Origin of the sequence: Rhodanobacter sp. AS-Z3 (assembly GCF_029224025.1) — a bacterium.
GTDB lineage: Bacteria > Pseudomonadota > Gammaproteobacteria > Xanthomonadales > Rhodanobacteraceae > Rhodanobacter.
The window spans coordinates 127,347-150,367 of sequence record NZ_CP119392.1; the positions used below are offsets into that span (position 1 = coordinate 127,347).

A 23,021-nucleotide genomic window follows, 5' to 3' on the forward strand; every position below is an offset into this window, starting at 1 on the left:
GTCTACAACGCGGTTGATCGCGGGCAGCCCTGCGCGCTTTGGGCAAGGAAGTTGCTGGCGAGAAACGCATGGACGCGGTCGAAGTGCGCCAGCGGGGCGGCATGACCACCGTCGAATACGTCGTGGGTGTGGGTGAAGGCGAATTGATGCGTATCGAGGCGTCGCATCATCGCCGCTGCCATCGGCTGCGACGGCCACAACTCATCGTGGGTTGCCGACATCAGGTATACCGGCCCGTTGATGCGCTCGACCGGAATGGCAGCGGCCTCGACCGCCGGCTGGTTGGTTGGTTGGTTGGTCAGCATCTTCTCGAAGGCCTCGCGCAGGTGGTGCTTCAGCAGGTCGGGCACGGCGGCCCATGGCACCGGCACATAGGGCAGCGGCTTGCCGTGCCAGGTAAATGCCGAGGTTTTCATCGATGGGGTATTGCCCGCGAACACCGCGCTGCCGGGCACGATAGCCATCACCGCCTTGATGTCCGGATAACGGCTGGCCACGGTCAACGCCAGTTCGGCGCCACGTGAGCCGCCGATCAGCGCGATGCAGCGACCTTCGACCTGCGGATTTTTCGCCGCGACAAGAATGGCGTCATGTACGGCGTCCAGCGAGAGGCGATCCAGCCGCTCAGGCGTGCCCGGCATGCCGAAGTAACCCGGCGCAAGGAACGCGTAGCCTTGCTTGACGAAGGTATCGCGCTCGCCCTGCCAATGCCGGCTGGCCCAGGCGTTGCCGCCCTCGGCACCACCGAAACCCGCCAGCAACGGTTGCCGCTCACCCTCACCGAGGTACAGTTTGCTGACCACCTTGCCGTAGTTGGTCGGCAGCGTGGTGGTATCGAACGTCTTCGCCTGATACCAGCCGTAGCCGACAACGCCGACGATGATGGCTACGACCGAAATGGCCATCCATTTGAAAATATTCCGCAACATCTTCCTCTAGCGTTTCCCCGGAGTGCTGCTCGGAGGGCAACGGCAACAACGTGACGCAACCACTGAATCAGCACGACTCGAAAACTCAGCGCTTCCATTGAAATACGTCTTCCACCCCCACACCGAACGCGCGGGAAATGCGAAACGCCAGTTCCAGTGACGGCGCGTACTTGCCACCTTCCAGGGCAATCACCGTCTGCCGGGTGATACCGCAGGCATCGGCCAGCGCTTGCTGGGTCATCTCGCCATGCTCGAAGCGCAGCTTGCGGATGACGTTGCCGATCGGCGTGCCAGTCATGCGCTGCGCCGGTCAAGCCAGCAGGTCATGCCGGTCACCACGTACTCCAGCAGGCACGAAGCGATCAGGCCGGCCATAAACAGATTGGAGAGTGTCATCGGCCTGGCCCAGCGCAGATGATCCAGCGGCGTGAAGGCGAACATCACCGCCAGCGCCAGCATGAAAACCGAAAGCCCGCCGCGCGCCCAGCTACTGGCGCGTGCCTCGATGTGGCGATCGCGCTCATCGGCCTCCACGGTGTCGCGCCAGCGTTTGCGCAGCACCCGCATCACCACCAGCCAGGCGATCACCACCCAGCTGATAGGCCGACCGATCGCCGAGGCTTCCGGCGCCATGGAGTCGTCTGCCTTCGCCGCCGCAGCCGATTCCCGCAGGCTCGCCCACAGCAGGTACCAGACCAGCCAGGCCGCCGCGAGCATGGCCAGACCACCCGGCCAGCCGAGGTCGATATCCGGCAGCACGAACAGCACATAGAACGCGAGCAACGACAGGGGAATCTGCACGGCATAACGCCGGGAACGGGACATGGTGTCATCTCCAATAGACGCTATGTACGTTAGACATTACATATTGTCATGTAAACATGACTTTTGCCCCAGCTTCACCCACCCAAACTGCCTGCCAACTGTGTTTCGTCAGCCAGCGCAGGCATCCGATCGCCGCACTACGTCGTACGGACAACAAACCTGAAGCGGCCAGTCGAGACTGGCATGCGGGTAAACTTTCCCTTCGATTGACCCAAGGACACGGCATGAGCGACCACGCCAAGCAAACCGACGTCACCCGCGACCAGGCCGAAGAGGCCGTGCGCACGCTGCTGCGCTGGGCCGGTGAAGACCCCACGCGCGAAGGCCTGCTCGACACGCCAAAACGCGTGGTGAAGGCTTACGGCGACTGGTTCTCCGGCTATGCCGAAGACCCGGCCGACTTCCTCAAACGCACCTTCAAGGAAGTGCAGGGCTACGACGAAATGGTGGTGCTGCGCGACATCCAGTTCGAGAGCCATTGCGAGCATCACATGGCGCCGATCATCGGCCGTGCGCATGTCGGCTACCTGCCGACCAACCGCGTGGTCGGCATCAGCAAGCTGGCGCGTGTGGTCGACGGTTTCGCGCGGCGTTTCCAGGTGCAGGAAAAGCTCACCGCGGAAATCGCCCATTGCATCCAGGAAACCCTGCAGCCGGCCGGCGTGGCGGTGGTGATCGACGCCAGCCACGAATGCATGACTACCCGCGGCGTGCACAAGCGCGGCGTGTCGATGGTGACCAGCCAGATGCTTGGCACGTTCCGCGAGGACGCGCGCACCCGCGCCGAATTTCTGCAGTTCATCGGCATCCACGGCGGCCATCGCTGAACATCCGGCGACTCGTCTGGTGGCTGGCCTTGCTGCCGACTGTCGCGGCGGCGCAGGACAGCCGCGCCGCCTATCTGCGCATGTTTGATAGCAACGGGGACGGCCGGGTCAGCGAGTCCGAGTACGTCAGCTGGATGAGCCGCGGCTTCGCCACGATGGACAGCAACGGCGACGGCATTCTGGAGCGATCCGAGCTGCCGGGCGGGCGCGGCAAGCCCGTTACCTTGCACGAATTCCAGGACAACCTGCGACGCCAGTTCCACCGACTCGACCGCAATCACGACGGCTACCTCAGCGCACGCGAGCTGACCGCACCGCCGCGCTGACTACTCATCCACCCCCGGACAAGCGGCCCCTCAGGTCGAGATCGCCAGCTTCTCCGAGCGATACAGCGCGATGGTCACCAACACCGCAATCAGCGCCGCTGCGAGGCTGCCCGCCAGGCACAAGCCAATCTGCGCGTCGGTGACACCATCGCCACGCAGCAATTGCATGATGCCGAGGTTCTGCCCCATCAACGGCACGGCATACATCCATGCCTTCGCCTTGATCGGCAGGAACGACAACAACAGGCTCGGCAGGATCGGCAGCAACATCAGCAACGAGATGTAGGTCTGTGCTTCGCGGTAACTCCTGGCAAATGCCGCCACCATCGACTGCAGCGCCGCCAGCAGCAGCACCAGTGGCAGCATCAACAGCAGCACCACGCTGGCGAAATGCACACCGAAGTCCAGTTCCATGCCGATCTTTTCCGCGGGAATGAAGTGGCCCATCACCGCGAACGCGAGCAGGCTGATCAACAGGCTGGCGGTGGAGAACACGCAGATCGCCGCCAGCTTGCCGCACAGGATTTTCCAGCGTGGCACCGGATTGGCAAACAGCGGTTCCAGCGATTGCCGCTCACGTTCGCCGGCGGTGAGGTCGATCGCCAGATACATGCCACCCATGAAGATCGTGATCACCAGAAAGTACGGCAGCATGGCGAACATCAGCACGGCACGCGACTGCGGCGTCGCCTGATCACGCGCAGCGACCTGCAGCGGCCACGCCGTGGTCGGTGACAGACCGCGTGCTACCAGTCGCATCACACCCTGCTGGCGGGCATAGCCTTCGATCAGCCGGGTGACCCGCTCCACCGAACTCTGCGCGTCACGCTGGGACGAGTCATGGAACAACTCGACCTGCACCGGCTCGCCCTTGCGCCACGCCTTGCCGAAATCCGGGGCAATCCGCAGCACGACATCCGCATCCTGCGCGCGCACGGTCTGCTCGGGATCAGCCACGGCAGGGCCGGGCATCACGCCACCGGCGCGCAATACATCGAGCAGGTTTGGCGCGTATTGCGCACCAATCACCGGCACGGTCAGCGGCTGCTCGGCCTTGTCCAGCTCGCGGTTCACGGTGAAGCTGATCAGCATCAGGAACAACAGCGGACCCAGCAGCGGGCCGGTCAGGAAGGCGCTCATCAAGGTGCGCCGGTCGCGCAGGTTCTCGCGCACTTCCTTGAGGAACACGGTAAGCCATGCGCTGCGACGCGTGGATACTGCACTGGCCGTCTTCATGCGGCCAGTCCTTCTTCGCTGCCAATGATCTTGACGAAGGCCTCTTCCAGATTCGCCTCACCGGTTTGTTCGCGCAGCGCATCGGGCGTTTCGTCGGCCACTACGCGACCATGTGCAATCACCACAATGCGGTCACACAGCGCAGCCACCTCCTGCATGATGTGGCTGGAAAATAGTACGCAACGTCCCTCGCCCTTCAGCCGCTGCATGAACTGGCGCAGCGCGCGGGTGGCCATCACGTCGAGCCCGTTGGTCGGCTCGTCGAGAATCACATTGCGCGGATCGTGCACCAAGGCGCGAGCGATCGCTGTCTTGACGCGCTGCCCCTGCGAGAAACCCTCGGTACGACGGTCGGCGATATCACGCATATCCAGCGCCTCGATCAAGGCCTCGCGACGAGTCGCCAGCAGCTCCTCCGGCAAGCCGTGCAGGCGTGCGAAGTAGTCGATGTTCTCGCGCGCGCTCAGTCGCTTGTACAAGCCGCGCGCATCCGGCAGCACGCCAAGCTGGCGGCGCACCGCAAGCGGATCGACAGCGGCGTCAATGCCATCCACCAATACCTGACCACGGTCAGGCGTCATCAGGGTGTAGAGCATGCGCAAGGTGGTGGTCTTGCCGGCTCCATTGGGACCGAGCAGGCCGGTGATCTCGCCATCACGTGCCGCGAAAGTGACGCCATCCACGGCCTTCACCGCGCCGAACGCCTTGTGCAAATCCCGCACCTCGATCATGGCGTAGCTCCGTTGAAGTCGATGAAGAAAGGTGTGGGCTGCAGCCGCTTCAGGCAGCTGGCATCCAGCGCCTTGGGCTCGGGCTTCTCGATGAAATCCTGGATCAACTGCGGCGCACAGCCTGCCGTCATCACGCCGTGCGCTTGCCCCTTGAAGTCCAATACGCGCGCATTCGGCAAACCGTTGGCCACCTCCTCCGCATAGCGCGGCGGCGTCACCGGGTCGTACTGGCCAGCGAGCAGCAGGACGGGCTTGTCGGTTTTCAGTGGCTGATGGAAGTCAGCCGGACGCGTACCTTTCGGCCAGATCGAGCAGACCGTCTTCAGCGCATCGACCATGCGGGTGCCGAGAATGGTTGAAGCGTCTTGCGGGCGATCGACCAGCAGGTCGGCATCCTCGGCGCAGATCACCGAGTACTGCATGCCACCACCGATCAGTTCCGACAAGTCACCTGACAGCAGGCGCGCCTGACCGAGCAGCGGCCCCACGTCACCATGGGCTGCCGTGTTGATCGACAACGGCAACAAGGCGGCGCTGCCCGGTCGGTAGGCAAACATGCGCACCACACTGGCCAGGGTATCCTCATCGAGCACTCGCTTCACCGTCTGCCAGGTCTGCGGATCGCGAAAACTGACCGGATGCGGGTTGGCGCGCAGCGCATCGCGCAGTTGGTACAAGGTCTGGCCAGGATCGCCAAACGCCTGCTTGCACGCAGGCTCGGCAGCGCAACGGGCGAACTGTGCCTTCAGCGCATCATCGAGGTTGCGCGCGAAGTCCTGGCCCAGTGCCAGCGAATTGGGCACCACACTGTCCAGCACCACGCTGCGCACGCTGGCCGGAAAGCGCATCAGATATTGCTGCGCCATTCGTGTGCCGTAGGACACGCCGACCAGATCAAGCGCCGGTGAGCCCAGCGCCTTGCGCACATCTTCAAGGTCCTGGGCGGCGATGGTAGTCGTGTAGTAGCGGGGGTCGGCGTGCGCCTGCAAACCCTTCAGGCAAGTGGCCGCAGCGGCGCGTAATTTGTCGGCATCGAAGGATGTATCGTCGTCAGCGGCGGCAGGGCCGTCAGACTCACTGCAACGCAGCGCATTGGAGCCACCGGTGCCGCGCTGATCCAGCAGCAGCACATGCCGGTGTGCCAGCAACGAGTGCATCACGCTGGCGACGCTGCCGGCCGACTCGGTGGCGGCCTGGCCGGGACCTCCGGCAAGGAAGGCCAGCATGTCTGGACTGGCGACCTGCGCGCGTGCACGCAGCACCGCCAGCTTCAGCTTGATCGTGCGGCCATGCGGGTCGGCACGGTTTTCCGGCACGGGAAAATCAGCACACCAGGCCGCCGTGGTGAGGCCTGAATTCGGTTGGCCCAGATTGCAGGCCGTCAACGTCAGCGAGCCCAGCTTCCAAATTGCCGCCGGCGCCTTGGCCACCGTTTCTGTGCCGGTGGTCGGCGGAATCGTTGCGGCTGACGGCGCCTTGTCCTGCGCGTGACGACTGGTGACGTGATGAGCCGACAGGATCGCCACCGCAATCGCCACGATCACCCCGGTACGCTTTGAGGACTTCAGGCTCACACGTCATCCCCAGGCAGGAAAATGGATTCGATGGCTTGACTGAACAGTCGCGCAATCTTGAACGCCAGCGGCAGACTCGGATCGTATTTTCCGGTCTCGATCGCGTTGATGGTTTGCCGCGAAACATCCAGTCGCTCGGCCAGATCCGCCTGCGACCAGCCCTGCTCACTACGCAATTCACGCATATGGTTATTCATCGCGATAGCGCCGCGAAATGATGGCAACCACGACACCCCACACGGCGAATGTCGCCGGCAAGACCCAGACGATCTGATCTCGGAACACCGGCACCACTTGTGCCCCCTGCAACAGGCCCAGCGCAAAGGTGCCCGCGCCGATGATGGCGCAGGTCAGCCCCATCGCCTGCAACTGGATTCGCTGCTGCAGCTCGTCCAACCCGCGCAACAATCGCGTCATTGCGCGTATCACCAGCAGGATGGGAAACGCGGGCAGCAACACCACGAAGGCCTTGAGTGGCAGCGGCATCGATACCTGCTTCAACAACAGGATCGATACCGGCAGCAAAACCATGTAACCGACCATCGCCGGGAAGAATTCACGGATGTAGCGCATCTGCACGGAGCGCAGGCGCTCGGGCTTGCGTGCCATGGCGCAAACCACCCACACCGCCGCAGTGGCGATGGCCACCCAACCCAGGCGGACCAGCCATGCATAGCCGGCCATGCTGCCCACGGCCAACGCGATCGCTCCGATCAGGGCGCTGATGATTGCCGCAACAATCAGCACTCTGCGCTGGGTGGGCAGCCTGGCCGGCGGTGATAAGGGTGGCAACGCGTTGGACATGGACGGTCCCTCTGGTGATGCGGTGTGGTTCAGGCAACGATCGTGTGATCAGCTCAGAGCGACTTGAGAAAACTGTCCAGCGCCTGCTGGAACTTCACCGGCTGGTCGAGCATCACGAAGTGCCGTGAGGGCGAGACCGAGACCACTTTCGCGTTCGGCGCATCGGCCAACAGCGACTGGTAGTAAGCGGTCTTCTGCACTTCACTCATGACCATCGGCGGCGTGCTGAAATCCGGCGCGTTATAGGGCGAAATTTCGAGGATCGGCACGTTGGCGTTCTTCAAGCCGGTACGACCATCGAATACCAGATCCTCTGCCATGTACCGGGCGCTGGCCTTGATGTCGCTGCGCGCATTCATCGGCGCGTATTGCGCGGCCAGCTTCGGATCAATCACGCCGATCTTCTGCATGTAGGCCAGCGACTGTGCCTGGAACTGCGGCTGAGTCGCCGCGCCCATCTGCTGCTGCATCTGCGCAGCCATGGCCTGGCGCTGTTCCGCACTGGCGCGCTCCATGCCCGGGAAGATCGGCAAGCCATCCACCGCAACCACACCAGAAATCAACTCGGGATGTTCGCCGGCAAAGCGCAGCGCCAGCGTGCCACCCAGGCTGTGGCCGACTAGTACCGGCTTGTCGATCTTGTCCTGCTTGATCAGCTGCAGCAGGGACTCATCGGCGCGATCAAACAAATTGCCGCCATCGGCGGGTGCCGGCTTGCCATCGAACCCGGCCAACGTCACCGCATACACCACGTGGTCTTTTTGCAGGCGATCGATCGTTTGCTGCCAGACCCACGGACCACCTTGCAACCCGGGAATGAGAATGACCGCGCTACCGTGATTACCGTGGCGCTGCACGCTGAGCGTGCCCGCCTGCTCCGTGGCCACAGCAGGCTGTGCCAGTAGCCCGCCTGCGGCCAACAGCAGCAGCGGAAGCAACCGACGAAAACTTGGACGGACCGACAAACTTGGCATGAACATGACGAGCTCCGAATGGGATGAGGTGTCAAGCACGCTTGACAAGCGCATCCTATTTCCAGGGCTCGACCTAAGTCAAGCGAACTTTACATATATTCAGAAAGTAACTGAGGTGAAAAGCCACACAAGCCTGAATTCATGGAACTATGTGACGCAAAATGTCCGCCCCGTGACATAATTTGTAAGGCAAGCCTGACAACCAACTGTCAAAACTCCGTCTCGCGACGGAAAACCCGCACCACACCGCCATTGTCTGGGAAACCTGCTCCACTGGCATTTGTGGCACGGCGGTTGCTGTGAATCTTGCGAACCACACTGGAGCACGTGGTTTTTACCTGATCCGGGTGGATCAGGTTCACCGAACCACCGGTTCACGCCGATGCATTGCTGCTAGCGCCAAGCGATGCCCCAGTGCCGGACTGCCTTTATTCACCATGAGGATGTATCAATCCATGAACAAGTCCCTGCTCGCGACCGCGCTGGTCGCCGTCATCGCCGCTACCGCGTTCGCGCCGAGCGCCCACGCTGCCAATAGCGGCACCATCAATTTCAGCGGCAAGGTGCTCGCCGATACGTGCGTCGTCAACGTCAACGGCAATACGACCAGCACGGTCACCCTGCCCACCGTCATGACGGGCGCGTTCACCGGCGCGGGTACCGTGGCTGGCACCACGCCGTTCACGATCGCGCTGACTGGCTGTGACAACAATGCCACGGCGGCGAACATGGCCTTCACCGCAGGCACCAACGTGGACAGCACCACCGGCAACCTGAAGAACGCCACCAGCGGCGGTGCGAATGTGCAGATCCAGTTGCTCAACAGCAGCAATGCCGCGATCAACACTTCGACCAACACGAATGCGCCGACCATCAGCATCAGCGGCGGCGCTGGTTCGACCGCGTTGAAGGCGCAGTACATCGCGACCGCAGCTGCCACCTCGGCGGGCCTGGTCACGTCGTCCGTCGGCTTCACGCTGACCTATCTGTAAGCAATAGCGCCACCGCTGCAGCTTCCCGGCTGCAGCGGTGCTCGTGTCGACCACCACGGTTGCCTGATTGTCCGGACGGAATACCTCGATGAAAAGCCTGCTCTGCGCCATGGGCGCAGCCTTGATCGTGCTTTCCACCTTCGTTGGTAGCTCCCATGCCAGTGTCGTGATTGCCGGCACGCGAGTGGTCTTTCCTGCAGCGAACGGCGAGGTCACCGTACGCCTGAACAATCAGGGCAACGCACCGGCGCTGGTCGAGGCGTGGATCGACAGTGGCAATCCGGATTCCACCCCGGACACCTCGCACGTGCCCTTCCTGGTCACGCCACCACTGGCGCGCATGAATCCGGGCAATGGGCAGAGTCTGCGCATCGTCTACACCGGTCAGTCGCTGCCGAGCGATCGCGAGTCGCTGTTCTGGCTCAACGTATTGGAAATCCCGCCCAAGCCGGTGACCAAACCGGGCGAGGAACAAAACACCTTGCAGTTCGCCGTGCGCTCACGGCTGAAGCTATTCTTTCGTCCCGCCGGCCTGGCCAGCGATGCGGCGCATGCCGCCGAACAGATCACCTGGTCGGTGGTTGCCGATGGCGCAGGTTATGCGCTGGAAGCGCGCAACCCGACGCCGTACCACATCACCATCAGCCAACTGTCGCTCAATGTCGACAAGGTCGCCTACGCGCTGGGTAGCGGCATGGTCGCGCCGAGGTCGTCACTACGCATGCCGATCAAGAACCTCGGTCACGCGCCCGCAGCAGGCACGCCGATCGCATTCACCACGATCGATGATTTCGGTGCTGTCAAGGTCCATGAGGGCAACGTCGCGCCGTGAGTTCGGCACTCGCCAAGTCGGGCCGGCACAGCGAGGGCACGCCCTCGTTTTGCCGACACTTGCCGGCGGCACTGCTGGCACTGGCATTGGTCAGTTGGGGTGGACATGCGCGCGCTGCCGAGGTGGCTGACGCCGGACCGGTAGCCGCCACCGCGACGCCAGCGGATGCTGCGACCGACGCAACTTTCGATCGCAGCATGCTTTCCGGCGCGGGACAGAACACCACGGATCTGTCGCGTTTCGAGCGCGGCGACTTTGTGCTGCCGGGCAACTACAGCGTCGACATCTACCTCAATAACGTTTCGGCAGGCCGCAGCGAGATCCGTCTTGCGACGCCATCGGCAGATGTCAGCGCCACACCGTGCACGACGCGCGCACTGCTCGACACGCTGGGGCTGCACCCCACCGAACTCTCCACGCAGATCATCGCTGAGCTGGCGGATGCCCATGCCTGCGTCGATATCGGCAGTGTCATTCCCGGCGCCCATATCACTTTCGACGTGGGCAATCTGCGCCTGGATGTCAGCGTGCCGCAGGCTTACATGGGGCTGCAGGCGCGCGGTTACGTCGATCCGAAATACTGGGATTCCGGCGTGAATGCCGGCCTGCTCAACTACAACTTCAACAGCTACCGCACCAGCAGCGCCGGCATTTCGCAAACCTCGTCGTACCTGGGCGTGAATGCCGGGCTCAACCTGGGACGCTGGCATCTGCGTCACAACGCGTCGTTGACCTGGCAGTCGGCCGTGGGCAATACGCGCTCCACCCACCACTGGCAAGGCATTTCCACTTACGCGCAGCGTGATTTGCCCGCCTTGCATGCGCAGCTGACCCTTGGCGATTCGTTCACCAGCGGCGAAATGTTCGACAGCTTCGGCCTGCGCGGCGTGCAACTGGCCACCGACGACCGCATGCTGCCGCAATCGTTGCGTGGCTATGCTCCCACCGTGCGCGGCGTTGCCGACGGCAATGCCAAAGTCACCGTGCGCCAGAACGGCATGATGATTTACCAGACCACGGTGGCGCCCGGGCCGTTCACCATCGACGATTTGTATGCGACGGGCTATGGCGGCGATCTGGATGTCAGCGTTTCCGAAGCCAACGGCCGGGTGCACACGTTCTCGGTGCCGTATGCCTCGGTGCCGCAATTGCTGCGTCCCGGTGTGACACGCTTCAGTGTGGCCGCCGGCCAGCTGCGCAATCGGGCAATCCTGACCAAGCCCGGCGTCGTGCAGGCCACGATGCAGCGCGGCTTCAACAACCTGCTCACCGGATATGCCGGTGTCGAAGCTTCGCCGGGTTACGGCGCGCTGCTGCTGGGCAGCGCACTGAATACCCGCCACGGCGCGTTTGCCATGGACGTGAGCGCCGCGCGAACGCAAATTCCAGGCCTCGACACGATGTCCGGCCAAAGCCTGCGACTGAGCTACAGCAAGACCATGGTGCAGACCGGCACCTCGCTCACCGTTGCCGCCTACCGCTATTCGACCGACGGCTATCTCACGCTCGACGAAGCGGTGCGAGCACGCGACTATTCGCGCCGCGGCCTGCCGGTGTTTGCCAGCGGCAGCACGACACCGATCGTGATTAACGGCGTGCCCGTCTCCGGCTTGCTGACTCCCGCGCAGCAGGCCGCCCTTGCCGGCATCGACCTGAACAATTTACTGGTGCCCGCCGGCGTCGATCGCCAGCGCAACAACTTCTCGATCAGCCTGAACCAGCAATTGGGTGAACGCGGCGGCTCCTTGTATGTCAACGGCTCGGCGCGTGACTACTGGAACCGCAGCGGTGCCGACACCCAATTCCAGCTCGGCTACAACAACTCGATCGGGCCGGTGAGCTACAACCTCTCGGCCAGCCGCGAACGCGACCTGTTCGGACGCAGCGACAACCGCTACATGGCCAACGTGACGATTCCGCTGGGCAGCAGTTCGCATGCGCCACTGTTCACGGCCGGACTCAGCCGCAGCAGCTCGGGCAACACCCAGCAGCAGGCTACCTTGGGTGGTACGGCTGGCGATGACAACCGTTTCAGCTACGGTGCCACCGCCACGCATGATGGCGGCGACAACAACAGCAACAGCTCCGTGGGCAGTACCGCCAGCGTCAACGGCGGTTATCACGGTGCACACATACAGCTCAATGCGGGTTTCGGTGTTGGCGACGGCTATTCGCAGGCATCACTCAATGTTGCCGGCGGCATCGTTGCCCACCCGGGTGGCATCACCTTTGGCCAGCCGCTGGGCGACACCGTGGCAATCGTCGAAGCACCTGACGCCAACGGCGCGCGCATTGGCAACGCGGCCGGCGTACGGATCGGACCCTCCGGCTATGCCCTGGTGCCCTATCTCACGCCATACGTGCTCGATACGGTGACCATCGACCCCAGCGGCCTGCCGCTGGACGTTCAGCTCGACAACACCAGCACACAGCTGGCGCCACGTGCCGGCGCCGTGGTGATGGTTAAATTCAAGAGTGAAAGCGGGCGCTTTCTGTTGTTCCAGGCGCAACTTGAGAATGGCAAGACGCTGCCGTTCGGCGCGGAAGTGACTGACGAGCAGAACCACACCGTCGGCGTCGTCGGACAAGTCGGCCAGATCATGGTGCGTGTACCCCATGAAAGTGGTCAGCTGAAGGTGCAATGGGAATCCATCGCAGGAAGCGTCGATCGTTGCGTATTCGATTACCGCGCACCCGCCAAGGCGGCGAGCGACCCTGCCAGCCGCTATGCAGCGCAGCACGTAGTTTGCCGCAAGGCCGAAATAAATGAAGCCGCCGAGGAACACAAGCATGGGCAGTAAGCGCGCGCGGCCATCGGGTTTCGCATCCATCATCCGGCAGCTGGGTCGAGTTATCGGAGTGCTCGTGGGCCTCGCGATGCTGGCCGTGATTCCCGGGCTGGCACGGGCCGGCTGCAGCTTCAACGGGGGCAACACGCAAGGCACCTATCTGGTGTCCGTGCCCACCACCCTCGTCAACGATCCGAGCATTCCCGTCGGCAGCGTGCTTTACACCTCGAGCGCCACGGCGGTCAGCCAGGCGGTCAACTTTACCTGCAAGAACTCGGGCAATGGCTGGGGCCTGCTTGGCAGTTCCGGCGCCACGCTGCCGAGCGGGGTGAACCTTTTCCCCACCGGAACGACAGGCGTCGGTTACCGGGTATCGCAAAAGGGCGACTACATCTATGCCTACCCCTACTTCAGCCTGGATAGCGGTGCTAGCTGGGTGGAAAATGATGCGGTCACGATCGAACTGGTGAAAACCGGAACAATCACTGATGGCAGCGCGCTGCAAGGTGCGTTGTCGCAGTTCAAGGCGGGCACGTCGAGCAACTACATCATCGACGCGGTGATCAATCTCGCCAACCGGCTGACCTTCACGGCGCCGGCCTGTCAGGTCAGCACCAGCAACATCAACGTGACCTTGCCCACGGTCACCGGCCAGGCATTCAGCGGCGTGGGCTCGGTCACGGGCACGACGCCGTTCCAGATCGGGCTGATCTGCTCCAAGGGAGCCATCGTGCGGGTGACTCTGGATACCGCGACGCCGGTGGCCGGCAAGCCTGGCGTCATTGCGCCGTCAAGCGGAGGCAGCAGCGGCGTTGGCGTGCAGGTGCTGGATTCCTCCGGCACGACGCCAGTGAGTTTTGGCGTTGCCAAGACGATCGGCGCCACACCCAATGGGGCGCTGTCGGTGAGCTATTTCGCCCGCTATTACCAGACTGGAGCGACCGTGGGCACAGGCCTGCTGGGCGCCACCGCCACTTTTACGCTGTCGTACCAGTAAGTTCGGCAGCCTTCCATCTGCTGGCAGGCTGCATCAGGCGCATCCTGTCTGCGTGGCATTGAAAATACCTGCCAGCGGACCGACGCGATGACGCGTTGGTCCCACCAACCTGATCAGTCAGTCGTAGGTCTGCACGATGACTTTCGCCGCCGCGTTGCCGGCTGCGGCTGGACCAGCGTAACTGGCGAAATAGGCCAACAGCGGGTCATGAACAAGATTGGCCGCAACCACACTCGCCACGGTGCGGGAATAAGACCGCCCCGAATCAGTGGCCGTGCCACCGCAGCTCTGGCGTTCGACAGTCGCCGTGGCCGCCGCATGGATGGCGGCGGCAGCCGAACCCGCTTCCGTCGTGCAGGTGGACTCGAGAACCGCACCGGAGAACGCAATACGACCCGTCGCAGCATGCGCAGACGGCATGCCGATGCATGCGCACACTGCGCAGCCGATCAACCATTTGCAAAGCGATCCAGCCATACCGTCACCCCATCAGGCGGGGCTCCGCCACTGCGAAGCCTCAAAAGGGCTGTCGGCACGTAATGCGGGGGCTTGATGGGCCGAGAGAAACCCACGCGCCGGAATGCGACGGCGGTCACACTATCGGGCAACATCGCGCAGGCCAGTGGCCAAATTTCCGAATGCCTTGGCCACATAAGGCATGGGCACGCGACAACCGAAAGCCGTCGAAACAGCTCGCGGGCCTGGAATGCATCGGCCACTGGTGGCCGAACTTGATCAGCGGGACGAAATGTACTTCTCGCGCCGAATCTGTTTCACCGGCAAGCCAAACTCCTGCAGCGCGGCAAAGGCGGCGTCGACCATGTTCGGATTGCCGCACAGATAGGCGATGTCGCGCTCGGCCTGCGGGCCAAGTTCGGCCAGCACGTGTTGCACATGGCCGCTGCGATCGGTGGAACGCGGCACGGCGCGGGCATCGCGGCTGAGGCAGCCGTGGAACAGGAAGCCGGGGTGCGTTTGTGCGAAGGCTTCGAATTCCTCGCCATAGAGCAACTCGGTTTCGTTGCGTGCGCCATAAAGCAGGACGACCTCGCGCCCACCCTTGGCCAGTAGCTTTTCGATCTGCGGCAACATCGCTCGATACGGGGTCACTCCGGTGCCCGTGGCCAGCAACAGGTAGCGCGGATGCGTATCAGCCTCCTGCAGGCAGAAACGGCCATAGGGACCACTGGCGTCGATCACGCCGCCATGGCCCAGTTCGCCGAGAACTTTCGTCGCGGCGCCACCTTCCACATAGCTCACCGCAATCTCGACCTGCTGCACCGGGGAAGCCCCGTCACCGACGGTACCCACCGAATAGCTGCGCTTGGTCGCGGTACCGTCGTCGTAGTGGAAATGCACCTGCAGGAACTGACCGGGCTGGAAGCTCAGCGGCAGGCCGTCAACGCGCTCGAACACCAGATGGCGCACGGTAGGCGCCAACATGTGGCTGTCGACGAGACGGAGCTGGAATTGATCGGCCATGAGCGGTTTCCGGAAACAGTGTGTGCGGCCCGGCACGGTCGGGTGGCGGGACATAGCCCGCTATAATAAGGGTTAACCCTCTCGGTGCAGCCCATGTCTCCGCAATACACCTCCTCGGCCCCCGCGCTTGTCGTCGACAATTTGCGCAAAACCTACGGTAATGGCGTGGAAGCGCTGAAAGGCATCAGCCTGACCGTGCAACCGGGCGACTTCTTTGCCCTGCTCGGCCCCAACGGTGCGGGCAAATCGACCCTGATCGGCATTCTGTCGTCGCTGGTGAACTCCAGCTCGGGCGACGCGCAGGTATTCGGCGTATCGGTCAACCAGGACCGCAGCGCCGCCATGCGCTTGATCGGACTGGTGCCGCAGGAGATCAACTTCAACCAGTTCGAGAAGCCGTTCGACATCTGCGTCAACGAGGCGGGCTTCTACGGCATTCCGCGCAAGCTCGCCGCCCAGCGCGCGGAAAAATACCTGAAGGAACTGCGCCTGTGGGACAAGGCGCATATGCAGGCACGCACGCTGTCCGGCGGCATGAAGCGGCGACTGATGATCGCCCGCGCGATGATGAACGAGCCCAAGCTGCTGATCCTCGACGAGCCGACCGCCGGCGTCGACATCGAGATCCGCCGCTCGATGTGGCAGTTCGTCAGCGCGATCAATGCGGCCGGCACCACGGTGATCCTGACCACGCATTACCTGGAGGAAGCCGAGTCGCTGTGCCGCAATATCGCGATCATCGACCACGGCACCATCATCGAAAACACCAGCATGCAGCGCCTGCTGGCCACGCTGGACGTGGAAACCTTCGTGCTCGACGTCAATCATGCACCGGCCGAACTGCCGAGCCTGCCCAACGTCACCCTGCGTCGTCGCGACGAGCACACGCTGGAAGCGGAAGTGGCCCGCTCGCACGATCTCAACTCGCTGTTCGCCGGCTTGTCCGCGCACGGCATCACGGTAACTTCGATGCGCAACAAGACCAACCGGCTGGAGGAACTGTTCGTGCGCCTGGTGGAACATGGCCGACAAGAGCAGGGCCGCAACGGCGCCGCCCCTGCCGACAAGGAGCAAGCCGCATGAGTAACGCATCGGCCAATCTCGTTGCCCTGCACACCCTCGTACGCCGCGAAATCGTACGCATCATGCGCATCTGGACGCAGACGCTGATTCCGCCGGCGATCACCATGACGCTGTATTTCGTGATCTTCGGCAAGCTGATTGGCAGCCGCATCGGCACCATCCAGGGGGGCTTCACCTACATGCAATACATCGTGCCGGGCCTGGTCATGATGAGCATCATCACCAACAGTTACGGCAACATTTCCAGCTCGTTCTTCAGCGCCAAATTCAGTCGCGCGGTGGAGGAAATGCTGGTATCACCGATGCCGAACTGGGTGATCCTGCTCGGCTATGTGACCGGCGCGGTGGTGCGCGGACTGGTCGTTGGCATACTGGTGCTGCTGATCGCGCTGTTCTTCACCGACCTGCACGTATTGCATCCGCTGATCACCTTCACCTCGGTGCTGCTCGGCGCGACGATCTTCTCACTGGCCGGTTTCGTCAACGCGGTGTATGCCAAGAAGTTCGATGACATTGCCTTGGTGCCGACTTTCATCCTGACCCCGCTGACGTATCTGGGCGGCGTGTTCTATTCGGTTCACATGCTCGGCGAACCGTGGCAGGCGATGTCGCGCGCCAACCCGATTTTGTACATGGTCAACGCCTTCCGCTTCGGCGTGCTCGGCATCAGCGACGTGGATGTCGGCGTGGCGTTCGTGGTGATGATCGGATTCGTGATCGCGCTGACGCTGGTTGCGCTGCACTTGCTCAAGCGCGGCATCGGGCTGCGTTCCTGACGAACGCTGCAGGAGCGCACCCTGTGCGCGATCGGGCGTCCTGCAAGAGCAATCGCGCACAGGGTGCGCTGCTATACATCGGGACTGGAAATGCGCGTCAACAAATACATCAGCGAAGCCGGTCTGTGCTCACGCCGCGAGGCGGACGAGCTGCTCATCGCCGGTCGCGTCACGATCAACGGCGAAGTCGTCTCCACCGGCGCCAAGGCGCTGGAAGGTGACGAAGTGCGTGTGGATGGCGAGATCATCAAGGCGCGCGTGCTGGCCGCCACACCAGGCGCCAAGAAAGCCATCTACGTCGCGCTGAACAAACCGGTCGGGATCACCTGCACCACCGACCAGAGCGTCGACGGCAACATCGTGGATTTCGTCGACCATCCGCAGCGGATTTTTCCGATCGGCCGGCTGGACAAGGATTCCGAAGGGCTGATCCTGCTGACCAGCAACGGCGACATCGTCAACGAAATCCTGCGCGCGGAAAACAACCACGAGAAGGAATATCTGGTGGGCGTGAACAAGGCCGTGACCGACGAATTCCTGACAGGCATGAGCAAGGGCGTGCGCATCCACAACCAGATGACCAAGCCGTGCAAGGTGCGACGCATCGCGAAGTTCGGCTTCTCGATCGTGCTGACCCAGGGCCTGAATCGGCAGATCCGGCTGATGGCCGCCGCCTTCGGCTACCGGGTGACTCAACTGCGCCGCGTACGCATCGACAACGTCAAACTGGCGCATCTGAAAGTTGGCCAGTGGCGTAATCTCACCGAAGCGGAATTGAAGGGTCTGCTGCCCGGACGCACGCAGTGGTGAGCTGAGCGGCAAGGCTCACTCTGACGGCACGGTCGAGTCGCCCGGCACGCCATACGACACGGAACGCAGTCCATCGATCTGGCGCATATCGTCCACCAGCGTCGCCAGCTGCTCGGCCCGCACCGTACGTTCAAACAGGATATCGACCACGTCGTCGCCGCTCTCATGACGGCGCAGGATGATCTTGAACGTCGACAGGTGATGGCGCGACAGCACTTCCTCCACGGCAGCCAGCGCGGGCACGCCGGCGAGGCGGGCGGTCACTCGCGGCCGGCGATTGCGGCGCTGGATAAACCGGCGTTCGATCGGCTTGAGCAGGGCGAGAATCACCCAGATCACGGCGGTCGCCATAGCCGCCGCGAAATACATGCCGCTGCCCGCGGCCAGACCGATCGCCGAAACCGCCCACAAACCGGCCGCCGTGGTCAGTCCGCGAATTACCTGTTCACGTTGCAGGAACAGGATCGTGCCCGCACCGAGAAAGCCCACGCCGCTGATTACCTGCGCCGCAATACGCGAGGGATCGAGCACGATGTCCGGTCGATGCAGCACATCGGCAAAGCCAAAAGCCGAAACGATCATCGCCAGCGCCGCACCCACGCTGACCAGCATGTGCGTGCGCAATCCGGCCGCCCATTCGAGCCGACCGCGGTTGACGCCGATCACCCCGCCGAGAACTGCGGCCAGCAATAACCGAATGAGAATTTCCTGCGGCTGAATCATGCGGCGGCTCGATGCGACCCAATGGTCTGACCCACTGTATCAAGTCGTCCGCGTGGTGCCGACCGATCAAGCCGCCTGCAGCGATCAGGGACGGCCCACGGCCAACGCAGCGATCACGTCACTGGCGTTCACCGCATGCGTTGTCCGGCCCACCAGAAACGCCGGAAGATACTGCGGGCCGCCCGGCCAGGTGTGACCCGCACCGGTCACTTCGTAGAGCGCGACCTGGCTACCGTCGGCGCAACCGGGGTAGTCGTGTCTGCTCACGCTGATCCCATCGGACAGCCCGGCAACCACGGTGTCGCGACGCGCGGCGCTGCAGTGATTCCAGCCGGCCCAGTCATGCATGGTCACCGACACCGGAAGCACCTGCCCGCCGCCAGACACATGGATGCGGCCACCTTCGAACGGATCGATCGGATCACTGCTCCCATGGAACTCCACCACGCTCAGCGCACGCACCGGATGGCAGCCGGCCGCCACCGACGGCGCCAAGGTACCGCTGACCGGCACGATCGCACTCACCCGATCTGCCATGCGGCAGCCCAGCAGTTGCACCAAGTGGGCTCCATTGGAGAATCCGGTGAGTACGATATGCGCCGGATCGATGCTGTATTGCTGCTGCAGTCGATCCAGCAGGGCCGCGGTGAAAGCGGCATCGTCCACACCCGCCTTGTCGGCCGGACTGTCGACTCCCGCCGCCCACGAATGATCCACGCCTGCGGGATAAACCACGATAAAGCCGGAGCGGTCTGCCAGCCGATCCAGCCCGGTCAGATGCGCCATCTTTTCCGGCGAGCTGTAACGCCCGTGGAAGGCAAGCACCAGCGGTACGCGATGTCCGGCGCGATAGTCCGCCGGCAGATGCACCAGCCACTGTCGGTTGTGCCCGTCGACAACGCCGGTTTGCGCCAGATCACCGGATGCCGGCACCCATAACCAGGAAGCGATCGTCAGTCCGAGCGCGATGATGACCAGCAGAACGGCGGCGAGCCAGAAACGCCATTTGCGCGAGCGGACAACGGGGCCGCTCATGCTGCGGGCAGCGTTTGCAGATCCCAGCGCGGGCGCACCTGGATCGTTTCATCCTGGTGCTGGCCGCTGGCCAGCCGGATGGCACCGGCCAGCGCGATCATCGCGCCGTTGTCGGTGCAGAAATCCAGCCGCGGGAAGTACACCTGGAAGCCGTCCTTCTCGCCAGCCTTGGCCAGCTCGCTGCGCAGGTGCCGGTTGGCACCCACGCCGCCGGCAATCACCAGCCGGCGGGCGCCGCTGGCTTCCAGTGCGCGCCGACATTTGATGATCAGCGTGTCGACGATCGCTTCCTGGAACGCGCGCGCCACGTCGGCGCGGGTTTGCTCACTCTGGTCGGACTTCTGCCAGGCCAGCAGCACCTGGGTCTTCAGGCCGGAAAAGCTGAAATCCAGCCCGGGTCGGTCGGTCATCGGCCGCGAGAAGCGGAACGCACCGGCGCGGCCCTGATCGGCCAGTTTCGCCAGCGCCGGGCCGCCGGGATAGGGCAAGCCCATCAGCTTGGCGGTCTTGTCGAACGCCTCACCGGCGGCGTCGTCCAGCGTGTCGCCCAGAATCGTGTACTGGCCGATCGCCTTGACCTCGACCAGCAGCGAGTGGCCGCCGGACACCAGCAGCGCCACAAAGGGCGGCTCCGGCGGATTTTCTTCCAGCAGCGGTGCCAGCAGGTGGCCTTCCATGTGATGCACCCCGATGGCCGGCACACCCAGCGCCCAGGCCAGCGCCCGGCCCAACGACGCACCAACCAGCAAGGCGCCGACCAGACCGGGACCGGCGGTATACGCCACCCCGCCCAGATCCTGCACGGTCAGCCCGGCCTGGGCCAGCGCCTCGCGGATCAGCGGCACCAGCTTGCGCACGTGATCGCGGCTGGCCAGCTCGGGCACTACCCCGCCGTAATCGGCGTGCAGCTTGATCTGGCTGTACAGGGTATGGGCCAGCAGCCCCTTCCCGGGCGCGTCCGGCTGCCAGCGCAACAGCGCCACACCGGTCTCGTCACAAGAGCTTTCGATGCCCAGAATCGGCTTCATTGCCCCCACCTTTGAAAATTCTTCGTTATGCACGGTATAATTCCCGGCTCACCACATTCAGCTGTCCTGCACGAGCAGGCAGATTACCACTCGGAGTTTCCATGCCCAACGTAAAAGTTCGCGAGAACGAGCCGTTCGAGATCGCACTGCGTCGTTTCAAGCGTACCTGCGAAAAGGCCGGCGTCCTGGCCGAAACGCGCAAGCGTGAGTTCTACGAGAAGCCGACCCAGGAGCGCAAGCGCAAGCGTGCTGCTGCCGTGAAGCGTCATCTGCGCCGTCTGTCGCGCGACGTTTCCCGCAAGGTCCGTCTGTACTGAGTTTCCCGATCTGCCGTTACGGCAGATCCGCTGGTGCCCCGGCGCCACGCATCTGGAAACACGGTCGGCGCGGGTTCTCGCAGCCACCGCAAGCACAGCAGATTCGACATGGCCGGTGTTGTCCCCAGGGCAACGCCGGCTTTGTCGTTTCCGTAGAATTATCCCTTCACTTCACGAGGTTCCGCTCATGACGCTCAAGCAGCAGCTCACCGAAGACATGAAAAACGCCATGCGCGCCGGCGAAAAGCACAAGCTGGGCGTGATCCGGCTGATGCTGGCGGCGATCAAACAGCGTGAAGTGGACGAGCGGATCGAGCTGGACGACGTCCAGATCCTGGCCACGCTGGAAAAGATGATGAAGCAGCGCAAGGACTCGGTCAGCCAGTTCGACGCCGCCCACCGCGAGGACTTGTCAGCGATTGAGCGTGCCGAAATGGTGGTGATCGAGACCTACCTGCCGACCAAGCTCGACGAGGCCGAGATCGACGCGTTGATCACCGCCGCGATCGCCGAAACCGGCGCCAGTTCGCCGCGTGACATGGGCAAGGTGGTGGCCGCGGTGAAGGAAAAGGCCGCCGGGCGTGCCGACATGGGCGTGGTTTCCGGCCGGATCAAGACGCGTCTGGCGGGTTGATTCAAAGCTGAGGCACGCGGCAGGTCAACCCTGCCGCATGAACAGCAGCAGCGCGAGCAAGCCCAGCAAAATTGCCGCGATACCCAGTGCCACGCGCTGGCGTCGTTTGCGCAGCCGCTGCCAGTTCGCCCGATCCAGAAAGTAGCGCCCTTCGCCCGGACAACGCAGCACCGCATGTTGCACCAGTTGGTACCAGGCCATGCCTTGCTTCAGTCCAAGCTGATCAGGGCCGCACGCGGTTCCCGCGGTAGTCGCTGCCGCACGCTCGAACGCACGCACGATTGCATGTTGCTTCACCATCATCACCGCGTTGATCACCACGATGCCGCACTCCTTGAGGTTGACCGCGCAGCTTGCCGCGGCGAGGAGGTGCGGGCAAGCCTGATCATGCATCGCCTTCACACCAGGGACGCTACAAAGCACACCGGCCGGTGGAATTCCACCGTGCGCAAATTTTGTCGCAGGAGACACGCATGCTGAAGTGGGCCATCATTTTCGCCGTCATTTCGCTGATCACCGGCTGGCTCGGTTTCAGTGGCGTTTCTGGCGCGACCAAAACCATCGCCAAGGTGCTGTTCGCCTGCTTCGTGATCCTGTTCGTGCTGGCCCTGCTGGTACTGATTGGCGTGTTCCACATCCTCTAGCCAGCCCGCGCGAGCCATTGCATACGCCGGTGGTCCGATACGCACCCCTGCGCATTGGCCAGCGTGGACTTGTTCTCGGCGATCACCACGAAACCCAGCCGCTGGTACAGGCGCTGGGCGGCCGGATTGCTGGTGGCCACGTCAAGGATGACCGGACCACGCGCGCGCGCCGGTCGTGTCGCCAAAAGATGATCGACCAGCGCGGTACCGACGCCCTTGCCACGCATGGCGGGACTGACGCCGAGGTGACCGAGGTAGTACATGTCTCCGGCTGGCGGCGGGATCACTGATTCCGTGCGCAGGCCGCGCGCCAGCACTCCGGCCGCATGCCTCCAACCGTATTGTCCAAGAATCTGGCGTGCGGCGGCCAGCGTGAACGGCCACTTGGTATTCCCGCCATAACCGGCACCGGTCGCGACCACGTCGCCGTCTAGTTCGGCGACGACGTGGTTGCGCCAGCCGAATTCGCCCGATCCATCGACAAAGGCGCGCTGCAAAAAGCTCTGCGCATCGCCCATGGCCGGTACCGAGAACACATAGTCAAACGACGCCGGGCCCGAACTGTGGATCAAGGGCACGGCCACATCGGCATCGGCAGCCCGCGCCGGGCGGAAGATCAATTCAGACATCGTCGTCACATTCCCCTTGAGACT

General features: G+C 63.3%; 28 protein-coding genes. 12 read left to right on the forward strand and 16 right to left on the reverse strand.

Annotation, left to right across the window (positions count from 1 at the left end; genetic code table 11):
• Positions 1 to 2 precede the first annotated feature (2 nt).
• The 3 genes from PY254_RS00550 to PY254_RS00560 form a co-directional block, all read right to left on the reverse strand.
• Positions 3 to 905, reverse strand: a complete 903-nt coding sequence (locus PY254_RS00550; protein ID WP_281013541.1) for an acyl-CoA thioester hydrolase/BAAT C-terminal domain-containing protein — start codon at positions 903 to 905, stop codon at positions 3 to 5.
• A 109-nt stretch (positions 906 to 1,014) separates the two neighbouring features.
• Positions 1,015 to 1,227, reverse strand: coding sequence for a helix-turn-helix transcriptional regulator (locus PY254_RS00555; RefSeq protein WP_281013542.1), 213 nt, complete (start codon positions 1,225 to 1,227; stop codon positions 1,015 to 1,017).
• On the reverse strand, positions 1,224 to 1,754 hold the full coding sequence (locus tag PY254_RS00560; RefSeq protein ID WP_281013543.1) for a hypothetical protein: 531 nt from the start codon (positions 1,752 to 1,754) through the stop codon (positions 1,224 to 1,226). Before PY254_RS00560 ends, PY254_RS00555 begins: the two co-directional genes overlap by 4 nt.
• A 224-nt stretch (positions 1,755 to 1,978) precedes the next feature.
• On the opposite strand from PY254_RS00560, the gene folE reads away from it, so the two are divergent.
• Together folE and PY254_RS00570 are read left to right on the forward strand one after the other, a co-directional pair.
• A complete protein-coding gene (folE, locus tag PY254_RS00565) occupies positions 1,979 to 2,581 on the forward strand; it encodes a GTP cyclohydrolase I FolE (RefSeq protein WP_281013544.1) in 603 nt (200 codons plus the stop codon).
• Between the two features lie 29 nt (positions 2,582 to 2,610).
• Positions 2,611 to 2,907 (forward strand): EF-hand domain-containing protein, encoded by a 297-nt coding sequence (locus PY254_RS00570; protein WP_281013545.1) that lies wholly within the window; start codon positions 2,611 to 2,613, stop codon positions 2,905 to 2,907.
• Between the two features lie 30 nt (positions 2,908 to 2,937).
• On the opposite strand, the gene PY254_RS00575 is transcribed toward PY254_RS00570, so the two are convergent.
• The 6 genes from PY254_RS00575 to PY254_RS00600 are packed head-to-tail and all read right to left on the reverse strand — an operon-like array spanning position 2,938 to position 8,232.
• On the reverse strand, positions 2,938 to 4,143 hold the full coding sequence (locus PY254_RS00575) for an ABC transporter permease (protein ID WP_281013546.1): 1,206 nt from the start codon (positions 4,141 to 4,143) through the stop codon (positions 2,938 to 2,940).
• A complete protein-coding gene (locus PY254_RS00580) occupies positions 4,140 to 4,874 on the reverse strand; it encodes an ABC transporter ATP-binding protein (RefSeq protein WP_281013547.1) in 735 nt (244 codons plus the stop codon). Before PY254_RS00580 ends, PY254_RS00575 begins: the two co-directional genes overlap by 4 nt.
• Positions 4,871 to 6,448, reverse strand: coding sequence for an alpha/beta fold hydrolase (locus tag PY254_RS00585; RefSeq protein ID WP_281013548.1), 1,578 nt, complete (start codon positions 6,446 to 6,448; stop codon positions 4,871 to 4,873). Before PY254_RS00585 ends, PY254_RS00580 begins: the two co-directional genes overlap by 4 nt.
• Positions 6,445 to 6,645, reverse strand: coding sequence for a type II toxin-antitoxin system RelB family anti-toxin (locus PY254_RS00590; protein ID WP_281013549.1), 201 nt, complete (start codon positions 6,643 to 6,645; stop codon positions 6,445 to 6,447). The genes PY254_RS00585 and PY254_RS00590 overlap by 4 nt, the downstream gene beginning before the upstream one ends.
• A complete protein-coding gene (locus PY254_RS00595; protein WP_281013550.1) occupies positions 6,638 to 7,252 on the reverse strand; it encodes a hypothetical protein in 615 nt (204 codons plus the stop codon). Before PY254_RS00595 ends, PY254_RS00590 begins: the two co-directional genes overlap by 8 nt.
• Before the next feature lie 53 nt (positions 7,253 to 7,305).
• The gene (locus tag PY254_RS00600) at positions 7,306 to 8,232 is read right to left on the reverse strand and encodes an alpha/beta fold hydrolase (protein WP_281013551.1); all 927 of its coding nucleotides are present in this window, start codon (positions 8,230 to 8,232) and stop codon (positions 7,306 to 7,308) included.
• A 449-nt stretch (positions 8,233 to 8,681) separates the two neighbouring features.
• On the opposite strand from PY254_RS00600, the gene PY254_RS00605 reads away from it, so the two are divergent.
• The 4 genes from PY254_RS00605 to PY254_RS00620 all read left to right on the forward strand — a co-directional run bounded on the left by PY254_RS00605 (position 8,682) and on the right by PY254_RS00620 (position 13,836).
• A complete protein-coding gene (locus tag PY254_RS00605; protein WP_281013552.1) occupies positions 8,682 to 9,218 on the forward strand; it encodes a fimbrial protein in 537 nt (178 codons plus the stop codon).
• Between the two features lie 88 nt (positions 9,219 to 9,306).
• Entirely contained in the window at positions 9,307 to 10,050 is a 744-nt protein-coding gene (locus PY254_RS00610; protein WP_281013553.1) for a fimbrial biogenesis chaperone, read from the forward strand.
• The gene (locus PY254_RS00615; RefSeq protein ID WP_281013554.1) at positions 10,047 to 12,851 is read left to right on the forward strand and encodes a fimbria/pilus outer membrane usher protein; all 2,805 of its coding nucleotides are present in this window, start codon (positions 10,047 to 10,049) and stop codon (positions 12,849 to 12,851) included. Before PY254_RS00610 ends, PY254_RS00615 begins: the two co-directional genes overlap by 4 nt.
• Entirely contained in the window at positions 12,841 to 13,836 is a 996-nt protein-coding gene (locus tag PY254_RS00620; protein ID WP_281013555.1) for a fimbrial protein, read from the forward strand. The genes PY254_RS00615 and PY254_RS00620 overlap by 11 nt, the downstream gene beginning before the upstream one ends.
• Positions 13,837 to 13,953: 117 nt before the next feature.
• On the opposite strand, the gene PY254_RS00625 is transcribed toward PY254_RS00620, so the two are convergent.
• Both PY254_RS00625 and PY254_RS00630 read right to left on the reverse strand, forming a co-directional pair.
• A complete protein-coding gene (locus PY254_RS00625; RefSeq protein ID WP_281013556.1) occupies positions 13,954 to 14,256 on the reverse strand; it encodes a hypothetical protein in 303 nt (100 codons plus the stop codon).
• 315 nt (positions 14,257 to 14,571) lie between these two features.
• On the reverse strand, positions 14,572 to 15,318 hold the full coding sequence (locus PY254_RS00630) for a ferredoxin--NADP reductase (protein ID WP_281013557.1): 747 nt from the start codon (positions 15,316 to 15,318) through the stop codon (positions 14,572 to 14,574).
• Positions 15,319 to 15,411: 93 nt separating this feature from the next.
• Here PY254_RS00630 and PY254_RS00635 point away from each other — a divergent pair, with 93 nt between their 5' ends.
• The 3 genes from PY254_RS00635 to PY254_RS00645 all read left to right on the forward strand — a co-directional run bounded on the left by PY254_RS00635 (position 15,412) and on the right by PY254_RS00645 (position 17,987).
• Positions 15,412 to 16,401 carry an ABC transporter ATP-binding protein gene (locus PY254_RS00635; RefSeq protein WP_281013558.1) on the forward strand — a complete coding sequence of 330 codons (990 nt, stop codon included), beginning with the start codon at positions 15,412 to 15,414 and terminating at the stop codon, positions 16,399 to 16,401.
• Positions 16,398 to 17,177 (forward strand): ABC transporter permease, encoded by a 780-nt coding sequence (locus tag PY254_RS00640; RefSeq protein WP_281013559.1) that lies wholly within the window; start codon positions 16,398 to 16,400, stop codon positions 17,175 to 17,177. The genes PY254_RS00635 and PY254_RS00640 overlap by 4 nt, the downstream gene beginning before the upstream one ends.
• Positions 17,178 to 17,267: 90 nt before the next feature.
• Positions 17,268 to 17,987 (forward strand): pseudouridine synthase, encoded by a 720-nt coding sequence (locus tag PY254_RS00645; protein ID WP_281013560.1) that lies wholly within the window; start codon positions 17,268 to 17,270, stop codon positions 17,985 to 17,987.
• Between the two features lie 15 nt (positions 17,988 to 18,002).
• Here the strand turns inward: PY254_RS00645 and PY254_RS00650 are convergent, their stop codons facing one another.
• The 3 genes from PY254_RS00650 to tsaD form a co-directional block, all read right to left on the reverse strand.
• Positions 18,003 to 18,710, reverse strand: coding sequence for an MgtC/SapB family protein (locus PY254_RS00650; protein ID WP_281013561.1), 708 nt, complete (start codon positions 18,708 to 18,710; stop codon positions 18,003 to 18,005).
• Positions 18,711 to 18,794: 84 nt separating this feature from the next.
• On the reverse strand, positions 18,795 to 19,745 hold the full coding sequence (locus tag PY254_RS00655; protein ID WP_281013562.1) for a CE1 family esterase: 951 nt from the start codon (positions 19,743 to 19,745) through the stop codon (positions 18,795 to 18,797).
• Positions 19,742 to 20,773: a tRNA (adenosine(37)-N6)-threonylcarbamoyltransferase complex transferase subunit TsaD gene (gene tsaD, locus PY254_RS00660; RefSeq protein ID WP_281013563.1), complete on the reverse strand. Its 1,032-nt coding sequence runs from the start codon at positions 20,771 to 20,773 to the stop codon at positions 19,742 to 19,744. The genes PY254_RS00655 and tsaD overlap by 4 nt, the downstream gene beginning before the upstream one ends.
• Before the next feature lie 101 nt (positions 20,774 to 20,874).
• On the opposite strand from tsaD, the gene rpsU reads away from it, so the two are divergent.
• Complete coding sequence (gene rpsU, locus PY254_RS00665) at positions 20,875 to 21,090, forward strand: 30S ribosomal protein S21 (protein WP_007081639.1); 216 nt, start codon at positions 20,875 to 20,877, stop codon at positions 21,088 to 21,090.
• Positions 21,091 to 21,277: 187 nt separating this feature from the next.
• The gene (locus tag PY254_RS00670) at positions 21,278 to 21,724 is read left to right on the forward strand and encodes a GatB/YqeY domain-containing protein (RefSeq protein WP_281013565.1); all 447 of its coding nucleotides are present in this window, start codon (positions 21,278 to 21,280) and stop codon (positions 21,722 to 21,724) included.
• 24 nt (positions 21,725 to 21,748) lie between these two features.
• Here PY254_RS00670 and PY254_RS00675 read toward each other — a convergent pair whose 3' ends face one another.
• A complete protein-coding gene (locus PY254_RS00675) occupies positions 21,749 to 22,117 on the reverse strand; it encodes a hypothetical protein (RefSeq protein WP_281013566.1) in 369 nt (122 codons plus the stop codon).
• 80 nt (positions 22,118 to 22,197) lie between these two features.
• On the opposite strand from PY254_RS00675, the gene PY254_RS00680 reads away from it, so the two are divergent.
• Positions 22,198 to 22,368, forward strand: a complete 171-nt coding sequence (locus PY254_RS00680) for a DUF1328 domain-containing protein (RefSeq protein WP_281013567.1) — start codon at positions 22,198 to 22,200, stop codon at positions 22,366 to 22,368.
• Here PY254_RS00680 and PY254_RS00685 read toward each other — a convergent pair.
• Positions 22,365 to 22,997 (reverse strand): GNAT family N-acetyltransferase, encoded by a 633-nt coding sequence (locus PY254_RS00685; RefSeq protein WP_281013568.1) that lies wholly within the window; start codon positions 22,995 to 22,997, stop codon positions 22,365 to 22,367. The genes PY254_RS00680 and PY254_RS00685 overlap by 4 nt on opposite strands.
• Positions 22,998 to 23,021: the final 24 nt, after the last annotated feature.

Coding starts and splice junctions, on each gene's coding strand:
- PY254_RS00580 (WP_281013547.1), bottom strand. CDS start 4,874: ATGATCGAGGTGCGGGATTTGCACAAGGCGTTCGGCGCGGTGAAGGCC.
- tsaD (WP_281013563.1), bottom strand. CDS start 20,773: ATGAAGCCGATTCTGGGCATCGAAAGCTCTTGTGACGAGACCGGTGTG.
- PY254_RS00650 (WP_281013561.1), bottom strand. CDS start 18,710: ATGATTCAGCCGCAGGAAATTCTCATTCGGTTATTGCTGGCCGCAGTT.
- PY254_RS00655 (WP_281013562.1), bottom strand. CDS start 19,745: ATGAGCGGCCCCGTTGTCCGCTCGCGCAAATGGCGTTTCTGGCTCGCC.
- PY254_RS00620 (WP_281013555.1), top strand. CDS start 12,841: ATGGGCAGTAAGCGCGCGCGGCCATCGGGTTTCGCATCCATCATCCGG.
- PY254_RS00595 (WP_281013550.1), bottom strand. CDS start 7,252: ATGTCCAACGCGTTGCCACCCTTATCACCGCCGGCCAGGCTGCCCACC.
- PY254_RS00560 (WP_281013543.1), bottom strand. CDS start 1,754: ATGTCCCGTTCCCGGCGTTATGCCGTGCAGATTCCCCTGTCGTTGCTC.
- PY254_RS00575 (WP_281013546.1), bottom strand. CDS start 4,143: ATGAAGACGGCCAGTGCAGTATCCACGCGTCGCAGCGCATGGCTTACC.
- PY254_RS00685 (WP_281013568.1), bottom strand. CDS start 22,997: ATGTCTGAATTGATCTTCCGCCCGGCGCGGGCTGCCGATGCCGATGTG.
- PY254_RS00640 (WP_281013559.1), top strand. CDS start 16,398: ATGAGTAACGCATCGGCCAATCTCGTTGCCCTGCACACCCTCGTACGC.
- PY254_RS00625 (WP_281013556.1), bottom strand. CDS start 14,256: ATGCCGTCTGCGCATGCTGCGACGGGTCGTATTGCGTTCTCCGGTGCG.
- PY254_RS00590 (WP_281013549.1), bottom strand. CDS start 6,645: ATGAATAACCATATGCGTGAATTGCGTAGTGAGCAGGGCTGGTCGCAG.
- PY254_RS00605 (WP_281013552.1), top strand. CDS start 8,682: ATGAACAAGTCCCTGCTCGCGACCGCGCTGGTCGCCGTCATCGCCGCT.
- PY254_RS00610 (WP_281013553.1), top strand. CDS start 9,307: ATGAAAAGCCTGCTCTGCGCCATGGGCGCAGCCTTGATCGTGCTTTCC.
- PY254_RS00680 (WP_281013567.1), top strand. CDS start 22,198: ATGCTGAAGTGGGCCATCATTTTCGCCGTCATTTCGCTGATCACCGGC.
- rpsU (WP_007081639.1), top strand. CDS start 20,875: ATGCCCAACGTAAAAGTTCGCGAGAACGAGCCGTTCGAGATCGCACTG.
- PY254_RS00555 (WP_281013542.1), bottom strand. CDS start 1,227: ATGACTGGCACGCCGATCGGCAACGTCATCCGCAAGCTGCGCTTCGAG.
- PY254_RS00550 (WP_281013541.1), bottom strand. CDS start 905: ATGGCCATTTCGGTCGTAGCCATCATCGTCGGCGTTGTCGGCTACGGC.
- PY254_RS00600 (WP_281013551.1), bottom strand. CDS start 8,232: ATGTTCATGCCAAGTTTGTCGGTCCGTCCAAGTTTTCGTCGGTTGCTT.
- PY254_RS00675 (WP_281013566.1), bottom strand. CDS start 22,117: ATGCATGATCAGGCTTGCCCGCACCTCCTCGCCGCGGCAAGCTGCGCG.
- PY254_RS00635 (WP_281013558.1), top strand. CDS start 15,412: ATGTCTCCGCAATACACCTCCTCGGCCCCCGCGCTTGTCGTCGACAAT.
- PY254_RS00670 (WP_281013565.1), top strand. CDS start 21,278: ATGACGCTCAAGCAGCAGCTCACCGAAGACATGAAAAACGCCATGCGC.
- folE (WP_281013544.1), top strand. CDS start 1,979: ATGAGCGACCACGCCAAGCAAACCGACGTCACCCGCGACCAGGCCGAA.
- PY254_RS00630 (WP_281013557.1), bottom strand. CDS start 15,318: ATGGCCGATCAATTCCAGCTCCGTCTCGTCGACAGCCACATGTTGGCG.
- PY254_RS00645 (WP_281013560.1), top strand. CDS start 17,268: ATGCGCGTCAACAAATACATCAGCGAAGCCGGTCTGTGCTCACGCCGC.